This is a genomic window from Musicola keenii, from assembly GCF_014855505.1.
Lineage (GTDB): Bacteria > Pseudomonadota > Gammaproteobacteria > Enterobacterales > Enterobacteriaceae > Musicola > Musicola paradisiaca.
This window is the reverse complement of the sequence record NZ_JAAWVW010000001.1, coordinates 179,495-202,658: the sequence shown is the minus strand read 5'-3', so window position 1 is coordinate 202,658 and position 23,164 is coordinate 179,495. Positions and strand designations below refer to the sequence as shown.

Annotated in this window: 23 protein-coding genes; 17 read left to right on the top strand and 6 right to left on the bottom strand. The window is 56.6% G+C overall.

The features are described 5' to 3' along the window. Positions 1-265: 265 nt before the first annotated feature. Entirely contained in the window at positions 266-667 is a 402-nt protein-coding gene (locus HEP82_RS00900) for a hypothetical protein (RefSeq protein WP_192456365.1), read from the top strand. A 360-nt stretch (positions 668-1,027) separates the two neighbouring features. Further along, positions 1,028-2,077 carry a phosphotransferase enzyme family protein gene (locus HEP82_RS00895; RefSeq protein WP_192456364.1) on the top strand — a complete coding sequence of 350 codons (1,050 nt, stop codon included), beginning with the start codon at positions 1,028-1,030 and terminating at the stop codon, positions 2,075-2,077. A 36-nt stretch (positions 2,078-2,113) separates the two neighbouring features. On the opposite strand, the gene HEP82_RS00890 is transcribed toward HEP82_RS00895, so the two are convergent. The 6 genes from HEP82_RS00890 to ulaG form a co-directional block, all read right to left on the bottom strand. Then, positions 2,114-2,767: a hypothetical protein gene (locus HEP82_RS00890; protein ID WP_192456363.1), complete on the bottom strand. Its 654-nt coding sequence runs from the start codon at positions 2,765-2,767 to the stop codon at positions 2,114-2,116. A gap of 67 nt (positions 2,768-2,834) precedes the next feature. Then, a complete protein-coding gene (locus HEP82_RS00885; protein ID WP_192456603.1) occupies positions 2,835-3,545 on the bottom strand; it encodes a LuxR family transcriptional regulator in 711 nt (236 codons plus the stop codon). Positions 3,546-4,208: 663 nt separating this feature from the next. After that, positions 4,209-4,964, bottom strand: coding sequence for an HTH-type transcriptional regulator UlaR (gene ulaR, locus HEP82_RS00880; protein ID WP_192456362.1), 756 nt, complete (start codon positions 4,962-4,964; stop codon positions 4,209-4,211). A gap of 99 nt (positions 4,965-5,063) precedes the next feature. Then, positions 5,064-5,936, bottom strand: coding sequence for an L-ribulose-5-phosphate 3-epimerase (locus tag HEP82_RS00875; protein ID WP_192456361.1), 873 nt, complete (start codon positions 5,934-5,936; stop codon positions 5,064-5,066). A gap of 39 nt (positions 5,937-5,975) precedes the next feature. Further along, positions 5,976-6,800 carry a Cof-type HAD-IIB family hydrolase gene (locus HEP82_RS00870; protein ID WP_192456360.1) on the bottom strand — a complete coding sequence of 275 codons (825 nt, stop codon included), beginning with the start codon at positions 6,798-6,800 and terminating at the stop codon, positions 5,976-5,978. Positions 6,801-6,876: 76 nt separating this feature from the next. After that, on the bottom strand, positions 6,877-7,944 hold the full coding sequence (gene ulaG, locus HEP82_RS00865; protein WP_192456359.1) for an L-ascorbate 6-phosphate lactonase: 1,068 nt from the start codon (positions 7,942-7,944) through the stop codon (positions 6,877-6,879). Between the two features lie 485 nt (positions 7,945-8,429). Between ulaG and HEP82_RS00860 the strand changes: the two genes are divergently transcribed. The 15 genes from HEP82_RS00860 to HEP82_RS00785 all read left to right on the top strand — a co-directional run bounded on the left by HEP82_RS00860 (position 8,430) and on the right by HEP82_RS00785 (position 23,141). Beyond that, a complete protein-coding gene (locus tag HEP82_RS00860) occupies positions 8,430-10,193 on the top strand; it encodes a PTS ascorbate-specific subunit IIBC (RefSeq protein ID WP_192456358.1) in 1,764 nt (587 codons plus the stop codon). A gap of 69 nt (positions 10,194-10,262) precedes the next feature. Then, on the top strand, positions 10,263-10,739 hold the full coding sequence (locus HEP82_RS00855) for a PTS sugar transporter subunit IIA (protein ID WP_192456357.1): 477 nt from the start codon (positions 10,263-10,265) through the stop codon (positions 10,737-10,739). A 57-nt stretch (positions 10,740-10,796) separates the two neighbouring features. After that, the gene (locus HEP82_RS00850; RefSeq protein WP_192456356.1) at positions 10,797-11,489 is read left to right on the top strand and encodes an L-ribulose-5-phosphate 4-epimerase; all 693 of its coding nucleotides are present in this window, start codon (positions 10,797-10,799) and stop codon (positions 11,487-11,489) included. 164 nt (positions 11,490-11,653) lie between these two features. After that, entirely contained in the window at positions 11,654-12,298 is a 645-nt protein-coding gene (locus HEP82_RS00845) for a 3-keto-L-gulonate-6-phosphate decarboxylase UlaD (protein WP_192456602.1), read from the top strand. Positions 12,299-12,520: 222 nt separating this feature from the next. Beyond that, on the top strand, positions 12,521-12,829 hold the full coding sequence (locus HEP82_RS00840; protein WP_012763756.1) for a hypothetical protein: 309 nt from the start codon (positions 12,521-12,523) through the stop codon (positions 12,827-12,829). Beyond that, entirely contained in the window at positions 12,822-14,150 is a 1,329-nt protein-coding gene (lysA, locus tag HEP82_RS00835) for a diaminopimelate decarboxylase (RefSeq protein ID WP_192456355.1), read from the top strand. The genes HEP82_RS00840 and lysA overlap by 8 nt, the downstream gene beginning before the upstream one ends. Next, a complete protein-coding gene (locus HEP82_RS00825; RefSeq protein ID WP_225622250.1) occupies positions 14,147-15,064 on the top strand; it encodes a hypothetical protein in 918 nt (305 codons plus the stop codon). Before lysA ends, HEP82_RS00825 begins: the two co-directional genes overlap by 4 nt. A gap of 9 nt (positions 15,065-15,073) precedes the next feature. Further along, positions 15,074-16,654 carry a class I adenylate-forming enzyme family protein gene (locus HEP82_RS00820; protein WP_192456352.1) on the top strand — a complete coding sequence of 527 codons (1,581 nt, stop codon included), beginning with the start codon at positions 15,074-15,076 and terminating at the stop codon, positions 16,652-16,654. Between the two features lie 5 nt (positions 16,655-16,659). Further along, complete coding sequence (locus tag HEP82_RS00815; protein ID WP_192456351.1) at positions 16,660-16,932, top strand: acyl carrier protein; 273 nt, start codon at positions 16,660-16,662, stop codon at positions 16,930-16,932. Continuing rightward, a complete protein-coding gene (locus HEP82_RS00810; RefSeq protein ID WP_225622249.1) occupies positions 16,923-18,473 on the top strand; it encodes an AMP-binding protein in 1,551 nt (516 codons plus the stop codon). Before HEP82_RS00815 ends, HEP82_RS00810 begins: the two co-directional genes overlap by 10 nt. Further along, positions 18,454-19,974, top strand: a complete 1,521-nt coding sequence (locus HEP82_RS00805) for an AMP-binding protein (protein WP_192456350.1) — start codon at positions 18,454-18,456, stop codon at positions 19,972-19,974. The genes HEP82_RS00810 and HEP82_RS00805 overlap by 20 nt, the downstream gene beginning before the upstream one ends. Before the next feature lie 56 nt (positions 19,975-20,030). After that, positions 20,031-20,462, top strand: a complete 432-nt coding sequence (locus HEP82_RS00800) for a VOC family protein (protein WP_192456349.1) — start codon at positions 20,031-20,033, stop codon at positions 20,460-20,462. After that, the gene (locus HEP82_RS00795; RefSeq protein WP_192456348.1) at positions 20,459-21,589 is read left to right on the top strand and encodes an acyl-CoA dehydrogenase family protein; all 1,131 of its coding nucleotides are present in this window, start codon (positions 20,459-20,461) and stop codon (positions 21,587-21,589) included. The genes HEP82_RS00800 and HEP82_RS00795 overlap by 4 nt, the downstream gene beginning before the upstream one ends. Positions 21,590-21,594: 5 nt before the next feature. Beyond that, positions 21,595-22,113 carry a hypothetical protein gene (locus tag HEP82_RS00790; RefSeq protein WP_192456347.1) on the top strand — a complete coding sequence of 173 codons (519 nt, stop codon included), beginning with the start codon at positions 21,595-21,597 and terminating at the stop codon, positions 22,111-22,113. 50 nt (positions 22,114-22,163) lie between these two features. Then, positions 22,164-23,141 carry a 3-oxoacyl-[acyl-carrier-protein] synthase III C-terminal domain-containing protein gene (locus HEP82_RS00785; protein ID WP_192456346.1) on the top strand — a complete coding sequence of 326 codons (978 nt, stop codon included), beginning with the start codon at positions 22,164-22,166 and terminating at the stop codon, positions 23,139-23,141. Positions 23,142-23,164: the final 23 nt, after the last annotated feature.

Genomic DNA, 23,164 nt, shown 5'->3' with positions numbered 1-23,164 from the left:
AAGGGTGTACCCATTAAAAAAACGCCCCCTATAAAAATCAGTGAGAATGCGAAATTGAGCGTCATACTCAACAAACAGATTCAAGCGATTCAGCCAAAAATATTTAAAAAACCATAAAGCCCATAATAACGGGCTTTATTTTTTATAAAAAAACACAGCTATGAAATATCATGAGGACGTTAAAAACCTTGAAATTATGTCTATTTTATTTATAGAATGAAATCGCATTAAATTATTAAGGACTTTATTTTCAGGAGATTTAATTATGCGTCGAATTACCCTCAGTACCTTTATGTTTGCTTTCCTTTCTTTTGCTAGCACAGCCTCAACATCCATCACTATTGATGCTAAGAAAAATTGTCTCGCTGCACCGTCAGATAGCACAATGACATCTGGCTCTTCTGCAATATTTCAGTTGGAGCAAGGGCGATATGTTCTCTCCCTCGTATCCAATAGTATGAACTGTTCTAGTTTATCCAGCATAACCTGCCCAATTGATGTTGTTATGGTTGCAGGCGGAATGAAAAATGCCAGATGGGGCATTTCTGTTACCAGCACCCCCGTCGTTGTCGATTCAACAACAACATCCTTTATCGCATATATCAGCGATAACAATTGTTACGACAATGTAGGGCAGGCAACATTACTGATACAAAAATCAGAATAATAAAATACCTTGCACAAGGTAATGTAATTTTATTTCTTAGCATAACCTTAGAAATATCTATAAATAGCGCCCATGATTTTTACCATAGGCGCTACACCTTAAAACATGCATTTCATTTTTAATCCTGAATGTAGAGCTCCCCATTCATTGTAAATATGTCTTTGCCAAACTCCGATAAAACAGCTAACTCAATAGCGTGGCTAAATAACATTATTTAAACACCTGAACGATACATGCAAAAGATAGTTACCGTTATCTGAAAGTAGAGTGGTTTGGCTAACCGGAATGCTTACAATAACAACAACCCACCACCGTCCGACGTTGTCTAACGTCCACACTCACCGCGTAGGAAAAGCCTATATGTCCGCGCTTCATTCTGATGACGACGCCGCCGCGCTGGCCGATATCCTGCGGCATCGCTACGGCGTAGCGCCGATAATGCAGATCGAACGCCTACCGATTGGACAAGGGACGCTGAATTACCGCGTGCTTGGCGCACAACAGCAATATTTCATCAAACGCTATACCGGCCAGGAAGATCTGCAGGCGGAAGCGGCCGGGATCGCGCTGTCGGAAACGGCTCGCCACGCAGGCATTCCTACCGCCAGCGTCATACCGAATATCGACGGACAGTGGATTGACCACAGTACCGCCACCGCCCTTTCGCTTTGGCGATGGTCTGAGGGTGTGGTCATCACCCATGGTTTACAGGCCGGGCACTATCAGGAAATCGGTGCGATGCTGGGTCGCATCCATCGTGTCTTCGCGTCTCTGCCGACGGCAGGCCTGCCGCGTCACCAGCCTGAGCTATGGCGCAGTACCGATCCCGGCAAGGTGCAGTCGGAGGTTGCACAGCTGTTGGCAATTATTAATGAAAAAATACGCAACGGAACAGCGGATGCGTTTGATCTACGCGGTTTCGAAGCATTACATGCGCGGCAGCAGCAACTCACCGCATTCACGCCATTACTCGCGGGCCTGCCCGCATTGGGTGTACAGCCCTTGCATGGCGATTACACGCTGGTGAATATGTTGTTTACCGGCGAAAAAATAAGCGCCGTGCTGGATTTCCGCCCGCCAGCGTTATTTTTCAGAAGTTATGAATTGGGAAGAATCGCGTTTTCTCCGCATAGTGTAGTCAACGATCCGAACTGGCTAAACATGGCCAAGCAGCTTATTACCGCCTACCGGGAAGAACATCCTGAGGTGCCGCTTAACGATGTGATCTTTAGCGCCAGAGTCGCACTGCTCCAGCTATTGAAAAGCCTTTACGGCATCAAACAGCATTACCTGAAACCGGGTTTGATTCCGTCGGATTTAGATAATTTCTGGGCGCTGCGCCACCGTACCGTTGGCATCATGCTGCCCCGGCTGGAAGAAATCGAAGCGGTATTACGGCAGTCGTTGTAATCATGTTCTATTACCGTCGACACGCCGGGAAATACGCTAGGGCGTAAGGTAAAAAGGCGTGGCGATATTCGCGAATGACTCCAGAAAATCCGAGCGTAATTCCGTTTCCTCGGCCTGTCCGGTGTCAACGTTATAGACCTGCGCATGCAGCCAGCATTTGATATTACCGAGTGAAAATTCAAAAGTGTTGTCGTCGATACGGTCATCGCGCGCGGTATTTTCCCGCTTTTGGCGAAATAGGGTCAGTACGATCGACAGCGTCAGCGTGGTGTCCTCAATCGGCTCGCAGGATAGCGATCTTTCTTTGTCATCGTCGGAAAACTGATACAGCGTCTGTTTTCTGATCTGCTTTGCGGATCTGACTTCTTGAGCCGTATAAGGGTGGGTATGAAAATCACCGAGGTAGATAAGTTCATCACGGAACACTTCGCCAATAGCACGCTTTAATGCTTCGGTATCGTTGCGAGGCAGTGCCCAGTTTTGATGCATTTTGGCGGAGGTGTCGATGGTCATGCTGGTCACTCGGAATTTACTGCGCTTTTTCCCCGCCTGATATTGCCCCCAGATGCGGCCGAAACATTCCACGCCGATGTCCTGTTTATGCGGATGTTGGATGCAATAGGTTTCCAACCCGGCGACCACCATCTGAAACAGCGCTGTGCTGGTAATAACAACCTTATGTTTCACCATATTCCCCCACGCTTCTTTTGAGCCTATGGATACCGCGGCCGAAATGCTCGCCGAAAGATGAATATCATCACACACGCCGAATCAGATTCATTTCAATCCCCATTCGAATGGCATGTTTGGCATTCGCCACTCCCAGCTTTCTCACCACATTTCCGATATGGAATTTTACCGTACTGGTTTTAATACCCAGAATCAGCGCAATTTCCTGATAGGTTTTCCCCATGCTGGCCCAGTACAGAATGTCATTTTCCCGTTCGGAAAATAACACTTCATTACTACGATGTTGACGGCTTTCCGCCAACTCGCGATAGAGTGACAGGATTTTCTCGTGAGTCGCAATCAGCAGCATCTGCAATTTTTCCTGATTACCGTGAATAATATTTTCAATATTATCGGCTGCCAGGGATAACGTCGCCATATGGTTATTTTGATCATGCAGCACGAAAGTATACCCATGACAGATATCATATTGCCGGGCATGCTCAAATAATTGAGGTAATTTAAGGCGGGAATGACGCACCACATTATCATTCCATGAGAATGGTGAAACTTTATTGACAGCAGTGAGAATCACCGGGTCGATACTATTGTAATTTCTCTTTTTATACGTACTCACCCATTCAGATGGATAATTCGAAATAATCACCATATCTGTCGGGAAGCGCTTATTCATAATCAAATAAGCATATTTCAACCCACTGTAACATTGCAGATTACGAGCGAGATAATTTTGTATTGCCGCACTGATAAAATCAACCTCAGGAAGCGATACGACCATATAATCCTCACCAACAAAAACATTACTTTTCATAATAATATCATAATCAACACGTATTGCCGATAGTACCGATAACACCTTCAATACTGATGAAATTTCGCGAAGACCAGGAATATAGCGAAGTGGGAATAACATGCCGAATAGGGGAATGGATGAGAGGTGTAAGATGAGAGGTATCGTACTGTACTTTGGTCTAACTATTCTTTTTATTTTAGAATAACTAAACTCCATCAAAAAATAATATACCCCCAATAATTCGAGTTACAGGAAGGCGGCAAGTGAGTGAATCCCGATGAGCTGACTCAGGTCAGTGATGCGGGTGAGCGACAAAGAGGCATATGCCTCTTTGAACGCTGCTTGCAGCGGCCCGAAGGGCGAGGCCCATTGATGGGCCGAGTAACATAGCCAACACACCTGCAACGTGAAATATGACGGGATAAATGTAATACAAAAAAATACTCACCCATGTCAGATCGTTATCAATCAACATCAGGGAAAATAAGATAAAAAAGGAGCCAAACTCATGTTTGGCTCCTTTTTTTATTCCAGCCAGCCGTTCGTTGCATCACAAAAAACGACCGTATTAACGGATGCGCAGGCTATTTAAAACTGCAACAGTGAGCGATGACATTTTCCCCTGCCAGCCCCTACGGCTGGTTGCGGCTATACCAACCGCACATCGACGCCTTTATCCCGCAGCTGCTGCACCACCACCGGGTCAGCATCCCGGCCGGTGATCACCACATCAATACGTTCCGCCGGGCAGAACAGCATACCGGCGCGTTGCCCCACCTTGCTGCTGTCGGTCAGCACCACCAGTTTGCCGACGTGATCCAGCATCTTTTGTTCCGCCATCGCGGTCAGCATATCCATCTTATACAACCCATCGGCGGTCAGCCCTTTACCGCTGGTGAACATCCAGTGCCCGGCATACAGGGATGAAATCTCGTCCTGCGGCGCCAACGTGATGGACTGGGATTTATTGTATTGGCCGCCGATGATCACCACGCCGTCGTGTTCTGCTTCGATCAGATAGTTGGCCAGCGGAAAATAGTTGGTGATGACCTGCACGTCCTGGCCGCAAATTTCCTGGCCCAGCAGGAACGCGGTGGAACCGCAGTTAATGACGGCGCTCTCGCCCGGACGCACCAGCGCGGCGGCGGCTTGCACGATGCGCACCTTCTCGTCGTGGTTGGACGCCTGATGGATATTGAGCGGCGACCAGAAGGCCTTTTTCTGCGCCAGCGCTTCGGCGCCGTTACGCACTTTACGCAGCTTGCCGGATTCATTGAGTTTGTTGATATCGCGTCGCGCGGTAGCCGGCGAGATATCGAATGCCTGCATCAGCCCGGCGACCGTCATCTGACGTTTCTGCTGGAGGAGCTCAATAATGGCGTTATGGCGCTGTGCTTCTGTCATGGGATGCCCGGTTAATGATTATTATTGACGATTTATGATTGTATAACGCTCATAGCAGGAATAAAAGCCGCCATCAACCACATCTGTCCCGCGACAACATCAGGCCAGCGCCAGCCCCGCCTGCCGCCCCATCGTCACCAGTCGGGATTTCGCCAACCGCAGATTGCTGGCCCACTGTTCGTCCTGCGCCCACATTTCCACCACCATCGGCCCGTTGTACTGCATCTCCGCCAACGTGCGGAAAATGGCCGGAAAATCCACCTGCCCTTCGCCGATCACCAGATCGCGAAATTGCCCTTTGCTCTGCGCAGACACCTTCAGCGTGTCCTTAAGATGGATTTGCACAATATGCTCACTGCTGAGTTTCAGCTCGGTACAGGTATCGTAGTTCCAGCCGGTGATATTGCCCACATCGGGATAGGCCATGAAATAAGGCGATGGAATGGCTTTCTTCAAGACTTCGAACTTGCTGAGCGAATTGAGATACGGCGTATCCATGATCTCCACACCCAGCATCACTCCGGCTCGCTCCGCCATTTTAGTCGCGGCTTTCATCCCCTCGATAAAACGCCGATGCGTCGCCTCGCTTTGCGGTTCGTAGTAGACATCGTAGCCGGCAAGCTGGATGCAACGAATGCCCAGCTTGTAAGCCAGATTGATGGCTTTTTCCATGATCAGATAGGCTTCGCGCCGCACCGCTTCGTCTTCGGAACCAAACGGAAACCGACGGTGCGCGCTCAGGCACATCGACTGCAACGGCATGCCGTAATGCTCGCACAGATGGCGTAACCGGTAGATGTCCTCGTCGGGCCAATCGAGCCGGCGCAGCCGCTCGTCGGATTCATCCACGGAGATCTCGATGAAATCGAACCCCAGCTCCCTGGCGACCTGAATTTTTTCTTCCCAGCTCAACGCGGCGGGCATGGCTTTCTCATACAGCCCCAGCCGAAAAGGTTTATCGAAATTGTGCATAGCGTCCCCTGTTGTTGAATGTCCCGATAGGCCCGGTCTTCACGCGCCGAAATAGCGGTGCAGCACCTCCTGGATGCCCAACCCGTCATTGCTGTCTTCGGTCACGACATCCGCCGCCTGTTTCACTGCGTCGTCGGCATTGGCCATCGCCACGCCGAGCCCGGCCAGTTGCAACATCGAGATATCGTTATGGTTGTCGCCGATCGCCACCACCTCGGCAGGGTCGATCGCATGCTGGGCGAGAAACGCCGCCAAACGGCTGCCCTTGGTGTTGCCGCGCCGGGCAAAATCGATGCGGTTGTGCCAGGATTTTTCGCCGTTGAAATGTTCTTGAACCCACGGCAGCCGGGCGAAGGCCTCGACACGTTCGATATCGCCCTCCACCACAAACTTCCAGACGTGGCTTTGTGACGCCAGTTCGTCGTCAAACGACGCCACGCGGGCAATCGACGGGCGAATCGCCGTCGGAAACTGCTGCGCCCAACGCTCCAGTACCTGCATATAGTCGATCGGTCGGCCGGCGGAATAGACCATACGGTCAGTCACGTACATCACCAGGTTCAATCCGTGCCCGGCGGCCAGCGCCAGAAAATCGCGGGCGACGTCATGCCCGATGGCATCGGCCGCCAGCACGCTCTGCGTGCGGTAGTCATACACATAGGTACCGTTGCAGCAGATGATGGGCGTCGAGAGCCCCAGTTCATGGTGATACGGACGCGCCGCCGTGTGATGCCGCCCAGTCACCAACAGCACCGTCACCCGATCGCGGATGCTTGCGATAGCCGCCCTCACCGGCGGCAGGATCCGGTGGTCGCTGGTCAGCGTGGTGCCATCCAGATCCAACGCCAATACGCGATAGTTCACTGTCGCCCCCTTTCAGCGCTGTTTTTCGCACGGCGGGGCGCCTAAACCGGCACGCCCGCCGTATCGCCGTGAGCCCTTACAGGAAGGACTTGTACGGCAGTTCCGGTTCGTCGATGAAGATATCGTCAAAGCCGCGCGGATGCTGGTAATGCATCTTCGTCTGGTCGGTCGGGAAGGTGTATTTGCCGCCCACCTGCCAGAAGAACGGCCGGAAACCGTAGTTCAGACGGTCTTTCTTCATCTGCCACAGCACTTCAATCTCACGCGGGTCGCTCTGGAAGTTGGCCCAGATATCGTGATGGAACGGGATCACCACTTGCGCATTGAGTGATTCTCCGGCGCGCAGAATGTCGGATGCGGTCATCTTGTCGGTCACGCCGCGCGGGTTTTCGCCGTAGGAGAGCAATGCCACGTCAACGCGGTATTCATTGCCGTGACGGGCGAAGTAGTTGGAGTAGTGGGAATCACCGGAATGATAGAGATTGCCGCCGGAAGTTTTCACCAGATAGTTCACCGCCCGGTCGTCCATGCCGTCCAGTATGTTTTTGTCACGCGACGACACCCCTTCCGGCAGCGTCACCAGCGCAGTGCGGTCAAAAGCGTCGAGCACCTTAATGGTGATATCCCCCACCGGAATTTCATCCCCCACGCGGGCGACGATGCAGCGTTCGGCAGGTACGCCCCAGCGGGTCCACAGATCCACACAGGCCTGCGGGCCGATGAATTTCACATGCTTGCCGCAGTTTTGCAGCACCGCCGCCGCGACGTTGACGTCGATATGGTCGGCGTGATCGTGCGTCGCCAGCACCGCATCGATTTTCTTGATGCCGAACGGGTCGAGCACAAACGGCGAGGTGCGCAGGTTTGGCTGCAACTTACGCACGCCCCCCATCCGCATCATCTGGTGTTGTTGCTTCATAAAGGGATTGGCGTGGGTCTTCTTGCCGGTGCCGCACCAGAAATCGATAGAGATGTTGGTATCACCGGCGGACTTCAACCAGATGCCGGTACACCCCAGCCACCACATAGCAAAGGTTCCCGGCGCCACCTGTTCCTGCTCGATTTCTTCATTCAGCCAGGTTCCCCACTCGGGAAACGTACTGAGGATCCAGGACTCACGGGTAATTTCATCTATCTTGCTCATCGGATAAACCCTTCTTGATTGGAAGACGGTGCGGCATCGGCCCGTTATCAGACCGTGAGCGCTTTTGATTCGTCGTGAATATAACAATCACAAAAATGATTATCAATGATTTCTATGAGCGTTTTGTGATTACGGTAGAAATAATTCCCGTCACTTGGGATGAAAAAGAATTTAAACAAATAAATATCAATGAGATAAAATCAATCAATAATAAAAGAACTCACCCAGGCTCGCCAACCAGATCGGTGAACTTCGGTCATATACGGCGAAAAAAAATCTTGATCACCATCACTCGTGTCGATTCACGAACGGGATCGCTCTCACATAAAATCAATTAATGACTTTTTATGATTACTTGTGATTGTTAATGTGACGGCGCGAAAAGGAATGCAGACACAGCGCGGAGAAGCACATCAAGAACAAACGGCGAAACGTCACCACTGATCCATGAGCAATGAGGTGTCCTCATTTGACGGAGCATCATTATGGAAACCCTATATAGCATTTTTTACATCTTCTACAGCCAGGTCATGACCAAAGCGCCGCTGCTGCTCGGTTTGGTCACGTGTATCGGCTATCTGCTGCTGCGGCGCGATACGACGACAGTCATCAAAGGTACCACCAAAACCATCGTCGGCTTTATGCTGGTACAGGTGGGCTCCGGCACGCTGGTTGCCGGTTTCAAACCGGTCATCGACAAGATTTCCGAGTATCACCATCTCACCGGTTCGGTCATCGACCCTTACACCACCATGATGGCAACCATGGAAACCATGGGCGATAAATACGCCTGGGTCGGCTATGCAGTGCTGCTGGCGCTGGGCATCAATATTTTGCTGGTAGCATTCCGCCGTTACACCGGCATCCGCACCATCATGCTCACCGGCCATATCATGTTCCAGCAGGCAGGGCTGGTGGCGGTGTTCTATCTGGTGTTGGGCGCGTCGATGTGGGAAACCATCATCTACTCGGCGGTGATCATGGCGCTTTACTGGGGCATCTCGTCGAACATCATGTTCAAGGCCACCGAAGCCGTGACCGGCGGCGCCGGCTTCTCCATCGGCCACCAACAGCAGGTCGCCTCCTGGATCGCCACCAAAGTCGCGCCGAAACTGGGCAACAAGGAAGATAGCGTCGACCACCTGCAACTGCCGAAATGGCTGCACATCTTCCACGACAGCATTACCGCAACCGCCATCGTCATGACCGTCTTCTTCGGCATCATCCTGCTCTCTTTCGGGCTCGACAACCTGCAGAAAATGGCCGGGCAAACCCACTGGACTATCTACATTCTGGAAACCGGGCTGAAATTCGCCGTCGCCATTCAAGTGATCGTGGCGGGGGTACGCATGTTCGTCGCGGAGCTGTCTGAAGCGTTCAAAGGGATCTCCGAACGGGTTATTCCCAACGCGGTTCTGGCTATCGACTGCGCCGCCATCTACGCCTACTCGCCGAACGCCATGGTATTCGGCTTCATGTGGGGCACCATCGGCCAGTTCATCGCGGTGGTCGGGCTGCTGGTGTTCAAAGCGCCGATCATGATCATCCCCGGCTTTATCCCGATGTTCTTCTCCAACGCCACCATCGGCGTATTCGCCAACCACTTCGGCGGCTGGAAAGCGGTGATGAAGATCTGCTTCGTGATGGGCATCATCGAAGTGCTGGGCTCCGCCTGGGCGATCCACCTGTTCGCGCTGCACGGCGCCAAATTCAACGCCTGGATGGGGATGGCCGACTGGGCATTACTGTTCCCGCCCATCATGCAAGGGTTGTCCACCTCCTCACTGTTCTTCTTTGTGCTGCTGGCAGGCGTCGGGGTCTATATGTACTTCGCCTCCCGCCTCCTGCGCGCTGAAGAAGACGCCGCCGCGCACACCGCTCCGGCCGTCACCGACCTCCCGGAAACCACCGCGCACAGCGACGATGCCGCAATGCAGCCGGGGCGCGCCATCCGCATTCTGGCGGTATGCGGCAACGGTCAGGGCTCCTCCATGATGATGAAAATGAAAATCGGCAAATACCTAGAGCAAAAGGGTGTGCCGCACATCATGGATTCCTGCGCCGTCGCAGATTACAAATCCAAGTTGGCCACCACCGACATCATCGTCTCCTCCCGCCATCTGGCCGGTGAAATGCAGCCGGGCGAGGGTAAGTTCGTACTCGGCGTACAAAACATGCTGAACCCGAACTCTTTCGGCGATGAACTGCTCGGCTTGATCCAGAAAAAACTGACCGCCGGCGACTTCTGACGCCACCGACGGCAGCCCGATAGCACACGCCCTGTCCGCCGGATGGCGGGCAGACCAGAGGAGCACCTCATGAAGTTCAAACAATCATTGATCGACAACAACTCCATTCTGTTGCAAGCCCATGCGACCGATTGGCGCGACGCCATCCGGCTCGGTACCGACATGCTGATCGCCTCCGGCGCCGTCGAGCCCCGCTACCACGACGCCATTATCAGCAGCATCGAACAGATGGGGCCTTATATCGTGATCGCTCCGCAGTTCGCCATGCCGCACGCCCGCCCGGAAAACGGCGTCAACCGGACGGCGTTCGCGCTGGTCACACTGGACGCGCCGGTGAAATTCGACGGCGAAGATGAACCGGTGGATGTGCTGGTCACGCTGGCCGGCAGCTCCTCCGACGAACACATGGAAGGGTTGATGGAAGTCACCAAGGTGCTGGAAGACGACGACAGCGACACCGGCGTCGATCTCGACAAACTGCGCGCCTGCCGCAGCCGGGAAGATGTCTACCGCGTGATTGAAGCGGCGCTGGGGCAAATGGCCTGACGCCTGACGGATCATTTTTGACAAGGCGCGCCGCCGCCGCGCGCCGGGAGAGTATGTATGTTTACCGCGCTGAAACAACGGGTGCTGGAAGCCAACCTGCTGCTGCCGCATTACGGACTGGTGACGTTTACCTGGGGCAACGTCTCGGAGATCGACCGCCAGCAAGGGGTTATCGCTATCAAACCCTCCGGCGTCAGCTACGACGCCATGACGGTGGACGACATCGTGGTGGTGGATCTGGACGGGCATACGGTGGAAGGAGGGCTCAACCCCTCCAGCGACACCGCGACCCATCTGGTGCTGTATCACGCCTTCCCGGCGCTGGGCGGCATCGTCCACACCCATTCCCGCAGCGGCACCGTCTGGGCGCAAGCGGGGATGGACATCCCAGCGCTCGGCACCACCCACGCCGACTACTTTTACGGCGACATTCCCTGCACCCGGCCGCTAACCCGTGCGGAGATCGACACCGATTACGAAAAACATACCGGCGACGTGATTGTGGAAACCTTCCGCCAGCGCGATCTGGATCCGATGGCGGTACCCAGCGCGGTGATCACCGGCCATGCGCCTTTTTCCTGGGGGAAAGATGCGTTCGATGCGGTGCACAACGCCGTGGTGCTGGAGGAGGTGGCGGCGATGGCGCTCTCCACCCGCACGCTAAACCGCGAGATCCGCATTCAGCAGGCGCTATCGGATAAGCACTACTTCCGTAAACACGGTGCCAACGCCTACTACGGGCAACAGTGAAACAGAACCCGCGCCTCGCCGGCCGGTTAAACGTGATTGAAGCGGGAAAACGCCGGGGGAGGTTCCCGGAGGGACGTCTCACCCCGGCAGTCGGCCCGCAGGCACCCACGGGCCACTGACGCCCGGCGCTATAACATTATTGCATTGAATAAGGATCACACATGATGACCAAACCCCTGTTGCAGATAGCTCTCGATTCCACCGATCTCGCCTCCGCCGTTACCATCGCCAACAGCGTGGAAAGCTTTGTGGACGTCATCGAAGTCGGCACCATTCTGGCCTTCGCCGAAGGCATGTCCGCCGTGCGCACTCTGCGCAAACGGCACCCGAACCATATTCTGGTCTGCGACATGAAAACCACCGACGGCGGCGCGATTCTGGCGCGCATGGCGTTTGAAGCCGGCGCCAACTGGATTACCGTGTCCGCCGCCGCCCACGTCGCCACCATCGCCGCCTGCAAGAAGGTCGCCGACGAATTCAACGGCGAAATTCAGATTGAACTGTACGGCCGCTGGACGCTGGACGACGCCAAAACCTGGGTCGATATGGGCATCAAGCAGGCGATCTACCACCGCTCGCGAGATGCCGAACTGGCAGGCGTCAACTGGACGCCGGACGACCTGAACCGAATGCGCGCCTTGTCTGAACTGGGCATCGACGTCTCCATCACCGGCGGTATCGTGCCGGAAGACATCCACCTGTTCGCCGGCATCAACGCCAAAACGCTGATCGCCGGGCGCGCGCTGGCGACTGCAACCGGCAAGGCCACCGCCGAAGCGCTGCGCCGCGAAATCGACAAATACTGGTGATACACGCCGAATGCCTGATCGCTACAGGCATCGCCACTGCCGGACGGCCGTTCGTTAACAGTCAGAAAAATCGAGATAACATCGTGATCGTTGAGGATTATCTCCGTTTTTAAAACTAACGGGCGGCCACCGCCCGTCAAATGCCGGTTGTGCAATTTCAAACAAAATGCCGTGAAGTCAATCGCTATACTCCGAACAAATACACTGATAATGGAGTATCACATGGCACATCCGGCGTTGGTGAATCACGAAGCGGAGAACATTCACAACCTGCTACGTGAGAAAATGGCGGTTATCGGCATCGATCACCACCGAATCAACGATATCTTTCAGGGTTCGCCGTTGTTCGGCGACGACGGGCTGTTTGATTCCATCAACCTCGTCAGTTTGATCGCCGTACTGAGCGATCACTTCGAAACGCAAGGCCTGTCCGGCGAGCTGTTCAATCTGATGGACGACGGCGTGTTCGACACCTTTCGCGACCTGTCCAGCCTGACCCGATACCTGCAAGAGCAAACCCGTCATGCATGAACCCGAACCGGGCGTTCCCTGCTTTGATGAAGGATACATAGACGGCGTAGCCGTCAGCGATATCGCCAACCGTATCGGAACGCCGTTCTACGTATACAGCGCACGCCAGCTGCGCCGCCAGTTTGGGCAGTTGCGCCAGCGTTTACCGTCGAACATCGATATCTATTACTCCCTGAAGGCCAATCCCAACCTTTCCGTGGTCAACCTGCTGGTGACGGCAGGCGCGGGATGCGAAGTCTGCTCGCCCACCGAACTGGAGACCGCGCTGGCGGCGGGCGTCGCCCCGCAGCGCGTGTTGTATGTCGGCCCCGGCAAATCGCTCGCGGCGCTGGAACACGCCGTCGACAAGCAGGTACGCGCCATCGTGGCGGAGTCAATCGCCGAACTGGATGCCATCAACCGGCAGGCTGCGGCGTCGGGCAGCGTGCAAACGGTGGCGCTGCGCATCAACCCGGATTTCAACGTCGAACACGCCCGACTGGTGATGAGCGGCAAACCCACCCAATTCGGCTTGTCGCTGGAAAACGCACATGCGGCACTCGCCAGCCTGTCGCGCTGGCCGTTTATCGCCCTGCGCGGCTTCCACATTTATCTCGGCACCCGCATCCTTAACGCTCAGGCGATTGCCGACAACACCCGCCACATCCTGCAACTGGCGCGTGCCCTGCGCGACCGCTACCGCTTATCACTGGACTTTGTCGATGTCGGCGGCGGCTTTGGCGTGCCCTACTTTCCCAAGGAACAACCGCTGGATTTGCCGCAACTGGGCGACGCGCTGACCCGCATCGCCGACGACTTCGGCGCGCAGGCGCCGGATACCCGCATCATCATCGAGCTGGGGCGTTATCTGGTGGCGGAAGCCGGCATGTTCGTCACCCGGGTCAACACGCTGAAAACCGCAGGCGACAAACAGTTTGCGGTGTGCGACGGCGGCGCCAACTGCCACAGCGCGGCGGCAGGCCTCAACAGCATGCTGCGGAAAAACTTTCCGTTGCGCCGGCTGGGGGACAATCGACAGCGGCCAACCCAGCGCTATCAGGTCAGCGGCCCGCTGTGCACCCCGACCGACCTGCTGGGCGACAACGTGTTGCTGCCGGAACTGACGGTCGGCGACCTGATCGGCATTACTCATTCCGGCGCCTACGGCCTGACCGCCTCGCCCGGCCATTTCCTCAGTTTTGGCTATCCGGCGGAAATTATGGTCGACGGCGATCGCGTGTTACTGATCCGTCAGCCGGAAACGTCCCGACAACTGCTGGAGCGTCAGCGCCCGCAACCGTTGATGTCCGCTGCCACTGTCGCAGTTAAGGACGACGCATGACGCTATGCATCCAGCCGGCCAATATGGTGTGGCGCACCTTCTCCAACCAGGACGACCTGCCGCCGCACTCCAGTCAGGAGGTGATGGCCGACTACCTGCGTGCGTTCTTTCTCTCTCACGGCGAAACTCAAGAACCGGACAACGAATGGCTCGACCGCTGGCTGAACAGCGGCCAGCTCTCGTTCGTTCATATGATGCAGGCGCTGCTGCCGGAACTTCAGGCTCGTCATCTGCTACAGGATATCGATCTGGCGCTGTTCGCCCACTGGACGCCAGATACCGACATCGGCTGCGCGGTGCCCAATGCGCTGATCAACGCCTGCGGCGCGCGTCAGGCTTTTGGGCTGTCCATTTCCGATCGCGGCCTGGCGGCGCCACTGTTCGCACTGTACGCCATCGACGAATATCTCACCGGCGATCCCTCCCGGCAAAAAGCCCTGTTGATGATTGCCGATCAGGATCTGGCGCCTTATCCCAGCGAGCGGTTGCGTCTGTTGCAGCCGCGCAAAAACTGCAGCCTGCTCCTGATCGAAAAACACGCGCCCGCGCAGGCGTACGGCCTGGTGTACGAGGGGTATTATCGCCAGCCTTATGCCTCCGACGGCGATCTGACGCTGACTGTCCGCCAGCTGCTGGCGCGGGTGCGCGAACAGCATGCCGACCCACTGCCTATTACGCTGCTGGTCGGCGCTACGCTGTTCGTCGCGTTGCAAAACGGCGTCGGCGACGCTCAGCTGGCGCAGGTAGCGGAATCATTGCTGTGCGCGGCGCCGTTCGTTTACCTGAAAACCGCCGCCCAACCCGATAATCGTTACCTGATGGTGGTGGCGGAAGCCCGTCATCTCACCGCCTGTGCATTTCGCTGCCAGCCCGACCGGAACCCGTTCCCGCATTCCCCTGTATTGACTCGTTGAGGACGCACCATGACGCCAACCGCCCACCTCACTGCCTGGCTCGACCGGGCCGCCCAAGAGGCCGCCAACCATGCGGCCGTTATCGACGCCGACCGTGAAATCAGCTGGTTCATGTTGCGCCTGCAGGCACGGCAGCTGGCTGAATATCTCCAACAACAAGGGGTAGAACGCGGCGACCGGGTGATCGTCTACATGCCTAACTCGCTGACATTTATCACCTGCTTCTGGGCATTGCAGTATCTGGGCGCCGTGTTTATTCCGGTCAACCCAGACACCCGAGCCAGTAAACTCAGTTGGCTGGTGGACAACGCCGGTTGTCGACTGGTGCTGGCGGATACGGCGCTGCGCGACGAAATCGGCATCGCCTACGGCAGCGAGCACTGGCAACAGTACAACCGCGCCGTACAGGTACTGTTCAACGACGATGTAGCCGCTTCGCTGGTTGAAACGCCCTATCGCATTTCGGTGCCGGATGACGCCGTGCCGGGCATCGACCTCGATCTGGCCTGCATCATCTACACCTCCGGTTCCACCGGATATCCTAAAGGCGTCATGCTCAGTCGCCGCAACATGACTGCCGCCGCAGACTCCGTTGCCGGCTACCTGCAATTGCGCAGCGACGACCGCATCATGTCGATGATCCCGATGAGCTTCGACTACGGCCTCTACCAGATGATCATGGCGACGCGGGTACAGTGCACCCTGATTGTGGAGCCGGACTTCCGCCGCCCGCTGCTGTCGCTGCAACGGATGGTGACATTACGGGCCACCGTGCTGCCGATTGTGCCCACCATGCTGCGCCTGATCGCGCCCTTCGCTTCGCGCTACGACTTCAGCGGCATTCGTACCCTGACCAACACCGCCGCTGCGCTGCACCCCGACGATATCAGCCGGTTACGCGCGCTATTTCCACAAGCGCGGATCTACTCCATGTACGGGCTGACGGAATGCCATCGCTGCACCTATCTGCCGCCGGAGTTACTGGCCAGCCACCCGCAAAGCGTCGGCATCGCCATTCCCAATACCGAACTGTGGGTAGTGGACGAGCAAGGGCAACGCCACACCCGCAACGCCACCGGGGAATTGGTGATCCGCGGCGCGACCGTGATGTGCGGCTACTGGCGCAATCAGGAAAAAACCGCAGAAAAACTGCGCCCCGGCCTGTTGCCGGGCGAAAAGGTGCTCTATACCGGCGATCTGTGCCATCTGGACGAACAGGGCCTGCTTTACTTCGTCGGGCGCCAAGACGAAATGCTGAAAAGTTGCGGCGAAAAAGTCGCGCCGAAAGAAGTGGAAACCGTGCTGTGCCGTCATCCGCAGGTGGTACAGGCCGCAGTGTTCGGCGTGCCGCACCCGATCTACGGCGACGAAATCGTCGCTTGCGTGGTCACTGTCGGCGATATCACCGAAAAGGCGTTGTCGCGCTGGAGCAAAACCCAGATGGAATCGCATTTGGTGCCGCATCGTTTCCAACTGCTCAACCAGTTGCCGTTGACGCCGAATGGCAAAATCAACCGGTTGCAGTTGAAGGCGCAATGTACTGCCGCCGAACCGGCGGCATCCCGCTTACAACCTGGATTGACGGAGTAACACGCATGTCACTGGATCTCTATTACGATGACGTGGTTGCCGCCATTGGCCTGGTACTGGAAACCGATGACTTGTCAGAGCTCGGCCCGCACACCCATCTGGAGCGGGATTTGGGCTTCACCAGCGGCGTATTCATCGAGCTGCTGATGTACCTGGAAGAGCGAGTGGACGATCTGTCGATCAACCCCGTCACGCTGGATACCGAGCAGATCGCCACCATTGAAGCCTTGTGCCGTTTTATCCATACCCAACGGGAGAACAACGCCTCTTGTGCCTGATCGCATCCTGGCAACCGCTGATCACCCTGTTCGCCCGCTTTGAAGGGACAAGCGCTATTGCCTACCATCACATCGACGGCTGTCTAACCTATCGCCAGCTTTATCTGGGCGCGTTGGCGCTGGCGGAACAGCTGGACATCGCGACCGCCGGCCGTACTCCCCGGCCGCCGGTGTTGTTGTACGGCCACAAAAACCGGGTCTATCTGATCGCCTATTGGGCCTGTCTGTTGACGGGCCATCCCATCGTGCCGATGGAAACCGACAACGCCGATGCCCGGCTACGTACCATCGCCGATAGCATTCAGGCCGAGTTACTGTTGAACCTCACCGACGAAACCGCACCGGACTGCGGTATTCCGGTTATCCCGGTAACAATGGCGTTGTGCGAACAGGCCGCGCCGTCACTGAACGAACGCTGCCGCCGCATGGGAATGGACTTCGGCCACGACAACATCATCAGCGGCACCGCTTACATCATGTTTTCTTCCGGCACCACCGGTGCCCCCAAAGGCATTCGCATCGGTTATCCCAATCTGGCGCATTTCGTGCGCTGGATTGAAGGGCGCTTCCCGTCCCCCGGTGCCGTCAGCGGCAATATTCGCTACTGTTTCGATGTTTCGCTCTACGAGCTGTGGCTGGCCTGGCTTCACCTTGAGCCGATTTCGACGCTCGACTACCGTGACATCATCAACACCCGAAAAATGATCGCCCGTCACGCCGAAGCCGGCGTGCAAACCTGGGTCAGTACCCCTTCCCTGGTGCGCAACTACTTGCAGGATCGCCAGTTTCGGCAGGAAAACCTGCCGCAACTCAACACCTTCATTTTTTGCGGCGAAGTGCTGCCTAAAGAGATGGTCGACGCGCTGTGGCGGGCCTTTCCCGGTTGCCGCATCGTCAATACCTACGGCCCGACGGAGTGCACGGTGGCCGTCACCGCCTGCGATATCACGCCGGAGATGATGAGTGACCCGGCGCCGTTGCCTATCGGCCGTGCTCGCCCCGGCGTCGGCATCCATATCGATACCACCGCGGCACAGAATGGACGCGGTGAAATTCTGCTGTGCGGCGCCGCTGTCGGCGAAGGGTATCTGAATGCCGCCGCGTCGCAACAGGCCCGTTTTTTCACTACGCACAACGGCGTTCGCGGCTACCGCACCGGCGACCTGGGTTCGCTGCGCGACGGCCTGCTCTATTTCCATGGACGGAAAGATGACGAGCTGAAGATTCAGGGCTATCGCATCTCGCCGGGTGAGATTGAACATCTTCTGCGCCAACACCCTCAGGTTCAGGACGTCATCGTCAGTCCCTGGCTGCGACAAGGCATCCCGCAAGCCTTGCAAGCGTTCGTATTAAGCGATCAAGTTGATATTTGCCCGGCGCTGGCAGCCTACCTACAACGCCATGTCCCGGCTTACATGATCCCCCGATTCTGGTACCCGATTGACGACCCGACGCTGAATCTGAACAGCAAACTCGATCGCCGTCAGATTGCCGAACAGACCCCAAACAGAGGTAAACGTTATGTTTTCGTCGGTTCTTAATCCCCTGCGCGACGCGATTCTACGCCAACCGGAGGACATCGCGCTGATCACCAACGAGGGCCAGTACACCTTTGCGCAGTTGGGTGAACGTATCCAGGCGTTGCGTAATGCCATCCGCCGGCATCAGCCTGGCTGCGTGATGATTTACGGCCACAAACAGTTGGACGCCGCCGCCGCGATGATCGCCTGCGCCTTCGAGACCGTCGCCTTTACCTTCGTCGATATCGCCAACCCCGCGCCGCGTATCGCCAATATCGTCGCCATGACCGGCGCACAACTGGTGCTGCTGGCATGCGAGCCGCCGTTACCGCTCCCCATCAACCACATGCCGATCCTTCGCTGTCAGGACTGCCGCACCGATGAAGCATTACAGCCCGTCGCTCCCTCTCGCGATAATGCGGTGTTTTATATTCTCTCCACATCCGGCAGCACCGGGGAACCCAAGGGCGTTAAAATCAGCTACGACAACTTCGGTGCGCTGGCCGACTGGGCGATCCCATTGGTGCACCGACGTTATCCCGGCGCTCACGTCAACCATGCCTGTCTGTCGTTTGATATGGGGGTCATGGATATTTTTCTGGCACTGTCCGTCGGAAAAGCCGTCATCATGCTGAATCATCGCGACAATATCCGCCCGCTCGCCAATCTGCACATCCTCACCCCACCGACGCGACGGGTCAGCACCTGGTTTTCCACCCCCGGCTTTCTGGAAATTATGTGTATGGCGACGCCATTTCAGCAGGCGCACCTGCCCGATCTGCGCTTCATCGGCATCGGGGGAGAAATGCTCTCGCCGTCGCTGGTGAAAACACTCCACGCACGTTTTCCGCAGGCGCAGATCCTGAATGGCTACGGTCCGACAGAAGCCACATGTATGACACATGCCGCCATCCTGACGCCGGAGAACCTGCCGGATACGCCGCCATTAACGGTTGGGCTGCCGGGTGTCGGCAACGGTATGGCGATCGTGGATAAACAACGCTGTCCCCTACCGGCCCTGGCTGTCGGCGAAATCGTACTGTTCGGCTCGCAGATCAGCCCTGGGTATCTGCCGGAAAACGATCCCCGTAACCAGCTGTTCGGGTTGTGGCGCGGACAGCGTTGCTATTACACCGGCGATATGGGGTACCTGAATGCTGATGGTGAGCTGTTCATAAAAGGCAGGGACGATGGGCAATTCAAATGGCAAGGTAATCGTATCGAGACCGGCGAAGTCGAAACCACCGCACAGCGGATTGACGGTGTGCAGCAGGCGGCGCTGGTGTCGCAAAAAACACACGGCAAAGTCACGGCGCTGGTGCTGTTCGTCCATCTCGCCGTCGATGATGCCAGCCGGCGTGAGCATTTTCGGCGTGAGTTGGCGCGTCGGCTGCCCGCCTACATGGTGCCTCGCACCATTCACTTTACGGCCGTTTTCCCTCTCACGTTGCACGGCAAGACCGATCGTCAGGCGTTGATGCGGCAATTTACAAACAACGATGAGACCTGCAATCAGGAATAAAAAAAAACCACCGTAACCGCTAGGCTGTAAAAACGGTATTTTTCAAAGGAAAAGCCATGAAATTCAGCCATCTTGGATACATCGTCAAAAATAGCGATGCCACCATTGCGGCCATGGCCCACTTCTTTCCGCAGACTCTCGTACACCGGAAAAAGATCGCGGCCCAGCAGATTTTCGTCAGCTTCATGAACACCGCCCATGGCGATATGCAGATCGAACTGGTGGAGCCGCTGCCGGAAAACCGCTTGCTGAACGGCATGCTGGAAAAAGCGCACAAAGAGTGCTTGCCCTACCATATCTGCTTCGAGGTGAACGACTTCGCCGAAAAGTATCAACAATTAATTCACGGCGGGTGGCTGGCGCTCACCAGACCTTTCCATGCCTATCCCGACGGACCGTTGGCCAGCCATCTGTACAAACCCGAAGCTGGCATCATGGAGATCATGTCCGGCAGCACCACTCTGCTGGCGCAAGGAGAAACCGCGTGACCGACTATGCCCTCTTCCTGCAACCGCTGAAAACGCGGATTGAAAGCACGCTCGACGAAGGACGCCATCTTGGCGGCCAGATCGATATCGACCCGGAAAAAGCGCGCATCACCGCCGGTTACTCGCTGGCGCCGATGTTGAATACGCTCGGCGTTCCCGCCGACTACCGGCCGCAGTGCTGGCTGGAAGAGGCCGGCGTTGCGCTGAATAACCTGTCGCTGCCGTTACGTTGCGAAGCCTACGAATCCTTCGGCTATATCGACCCTAATCTGCTGTTCTCCTCCCCCGGCCCAGGCATGGCGGCGATGGTGGTGGACAGCATCGGCAGCCAAACACAGCGGGACGAGTTTTTCTCGCAATTCAGCCGCGAGCTCACCTGGAGCAGCTTCGCCATGTCGGAGCCGAACGTCGGCAGCGATGTCCAACAATTGCAGACGCAGGCGGTTAAAGTGGACGGCGGCTGGCTGATAAACGGGGAGAAGTATCTGATCGGCAACGGCGTCATCGCCGATACCGGCGTGCTCTTTGCCCGTACCGCGCCGGGGCCGCTGGGCATTAACGTCTTCATCTTCTCGCCACGCCATCAACCAGGAATCGAGGCGGAACGTATTCCCATCGTGGCGCTGCCCGGCTGCAATGTCTCGCACCTGCGTTTTCACGATCTGTTCCTGCCGGATAGCGCGTTGCTGGGTCAACACCTGAAACCAACCGAACGCTTTGCCCGCTCCGCCCTGATCACCTTCGACGCGCTGCGCCCCTGCGTCGGCGCCATTGCGCTGGGGATTGCCCGTTCCGCGCTTGATATGGTGTTGCAACACCGCTGGACGACGCCGAAGAGCGGCTGGCTGCAAAAAGCGCAGCGCCAATTGCAGGCCGCCATGGCGCAGGCGCGTGCCATTTGCGAGCGATTTGAACAAGGAGAGGCCTGCGGACGCGAAGCTGGGCTTATCAAAGTGGTCTCCACCCGCATCGCCGAACAAGTGATCATGAATGCGGTTCACCACGCGCCGCCTGCGGCGTTAGGGGAATGTCCTCGGCTGGCGAAAGCCTGGCGCGATGTGAAAGCGCTCGAATATACCGAAGGCACCACCTTTATCCACCTGCTTAATCACGGTTATCGGAGATAACCAACGTGGTCGATATCGTACTCACGCCAGCGCAGGAAACCGCCGGGCGGTTAACGGTGGACACGGTAGCGACGCTGCTGTCGCCGTCCGAGGTGCGATCGTTGCACCCCTGGCTTACGCTCAACCCGGCGCAAGATGGGGCGCCTTGGTATCTGCACACCCCTAGGCTCGCCGACGCCACCGGCCGCCATGCTGCTGCGGTGGTTGAGCTGTGCCGGCGGTTTAACGAACGACATAAGCAGGGAACGCTGCTGTATGAATATTGCGGCGTGCCGCTGCAATTTCGCACGCCGTTGTTGCAAAGCCTGCTGTTCGCCGCCCCCGGATTTCGCCACAGCGTCGGCATTCGGGTACAGGAACGCCCCTTAGCGGCACAATCGCTGGCACAGACCTTACGGGAAACCGGCGGCGCGTTACTCTATCTTTCCGATCCGTTGCTCCGTCTCAGCCAGCGTGCCGATGCCGGGCCTGTAACCTACGCCTACCGCTGTTTTACTGATCCGGGTCGCCATCATGATGCATAACCCCGGTTCGCGCCTTTTCCAACACCAGCCTGACCCTAGGGTTTGCCGCCATGCTCGGACATATTGACGCGATCGAAATGGCGTTTCCGCCCGACGTGCACACGCTGGAAACGGTAGCGCAAGAGGTGGGATTAAGCCGGCTAGATACCCGCATGTTCGACCGGTTTTACGGCCTGCGCCGCTTTCACGGCGGGAACGGTACGCTGGACGAGCTGCTGACGCCGGTGATCACGCAGTTACAAGCTTCACGTCCTCAAGCGTTCGCCGCCATCAGCCATGTGGCGCACTGCCATACCGTGCCTGATGTTCGGGCCTTCGACCAACGTGCGCTGACCCCCAACTGGCTGCAACGTTTTGCGCCGCAGGTGGAATTCGCCAGCCTGACCATGGGGCATTGCGCCACGCCGCTGACGGCGGCCGAGTGGATGCTGAAACAGTTGTCGCCGGAGGGTTATGGCCTGCTGCTGATCGGCGAAAAGGCTTTCCATCCACGGGTCAAGTTGATCCGCGACACCACACTCATGGGCGAAGCCGCCTGCGCGGTGCTGCTCAGCCGACAGGGAGACGGCCCCGCGATTCTGAGCCGCCATACCGGCCAGGATGGTCGGTTTAGCATCCAGAAGGGCTACGACGAGCGGGAAACCACCGAATTTGGTGAACATTACATCGATTTCACCCGCCGCCACTTGCTGGCGGCGTTGGACAAGGCGAACCTGACGCTCGGGCAGATTGACTGGATCGCACCGCACAACGTCAACCTGTCGTCGTGGCACCGTCTTGCGCAATTGCTGGATTTTCCAAGAGAAAAAATCTTTCTCGACAATGTCCCCCACTACGGCCACTGCTTCGGCGCCGATCCGTTCATCAATCTGCACTTTTTGATGCGGCAACAACGGGTTCGCCCAGGCGATAAAGTCATGCTGGTCAGCGTGGGGTTAGGTGCGACCTATGCGTCGTTGATCGTGGAAATACCAACCGCCCGCCATACGCAGTCTCGCCCTGCAACGTCGGGCAATCCCTCAACCTGATTACCGCTAAGGTAATGATTCAC

Bases quoted from the DNA above. Each gene is read 5' to 3' on its own strand.
- lysA (WP_192456355.1), top strand. From the start codon at position 12,822: ATGCATGAACCCGAACCGGGCGTTCCCTGCTTTGATGAAGGATACATA.
- HEP82_RS00820 (WP_192456352.1), top strand. From the start codon at position 15,074: ATGACGCCAACCGCCCACCTCACTGCCTGGCTCGACCGGGCCGCCCAA.
- HEP82_RS00825 (WP_225622250.1), top strand. From the start codon at position 14,147: ATGACGCTATGCATCCAGCCGGCCAATATGGTGTGGCGCACCTTCTCC.
- HEP82_RS00815 (WP_192456351.1), top strand. From the start codon at position 16,660: ATGTCACTGGATCTCTATTACGATGACGTGGTTGCCGCCATTGGCCTG.
- HEP82_RS00875 (WP_192456361.1), bottom strand. From the start codon at position 5,936: ATGCACAATTTCGATAAACCTTTTCGGCTGGGGCTGTATGAGAAAGCC.
- HEP82_RS00855 (WP_192456357.1), top strand. From the start codon at position 10,263: ATGAAGTTCAAACAATCATTGATCGACAACAACTCCATTCTGTTGCAA.
- HEP82_RS00890 (WP_192456363.1), bottom strand. From the start codon at position 2,767: ATGGTGAAACATAAGGTTGTTATTACCAGCACAGCGCTGTTTCAGATG.
- ulaG (WP_192456359.1), bottom strand. From the start codon at position 7,944: ATGAGCAAGATAGATGAAATTACCCGTGAGTCCTGGATCCTCAGTACG.
- HEP82_RS00800 (WP_192456349.1), top strand. From the start codon at position 20,031: ATGAAATTCAGCCATCTTGGATACATCGTCAAAAATAGCGATGCCACC.
- HEP82_RS00885 (WP_192456603.1), bottom strand. From the start codon at position 3,545: ATGGTCGTATCGCTTCCTGAGGTTGATTTTATCAGTGCGGCAATACAA.
- HEP82_RS00840 (WP_012763756.1), top strand. From the start codon at position 12,521: ATGGCACATCCGGCGTTGGTGAATCACGAAGCGGAGAACATTCACAAC.
- ulaR (WP_192456362.1), bottom strand. From the start codon at position 4,964: ATGACAGAAGCACAGCGCCATAACGCCATTATTGAGCTCCTCCAGCAG.
- HEP82_RS00895 (WP_192456364.1), top strand. From the start codon at position 1,028: ATGTCCGCGCTTCATTCTGATGACGACGCCGCCGCGCTGGCCGATATC.
- HEP82_RS00850 (WP_192456356.1), top strand. From the start codon at position 10,797: ATGTTTACCGCGCTGAAACAACGGGTGCTGGAAGCCAACCTGCTGCTG.
- HEP82_RS00785 (WP_192456346.1), top strand. From the start codon at position 22,164: ATGCTCGGACATATTGACGCGATCGAAATGGCGTTTCCGCCCGACGTG.
- HEP82_RS00860 (WP_192456358.1), top strand. From the start codon at position 8,430: ATGGAAACCCTATATAGCATTTTTTACATCTTCTACAGCCAGGTCATG.
- HEP82_RS00805 (WP_192456350.1), top strand. From the start codon at position 18,454: ATGTTTTCGTCGGTTCTTAATCCCCTGCGCGACGCGATTCTACGCCAA.
- HEP82_RS00845 (WP_192456602.1), top strand. From the start codon at position 11,654: ATGACCAAACCCCTGTTGCAGATAGCTCTCGATTCCACCGATCTCGCC.
- HEP82_RS00900 (WP_192456365.1), top strand. From the start codon at position 266: ATGCGTCGAATTACCCTCAGTACCTTTATGTTTGCTTTCCTTTCTTTT.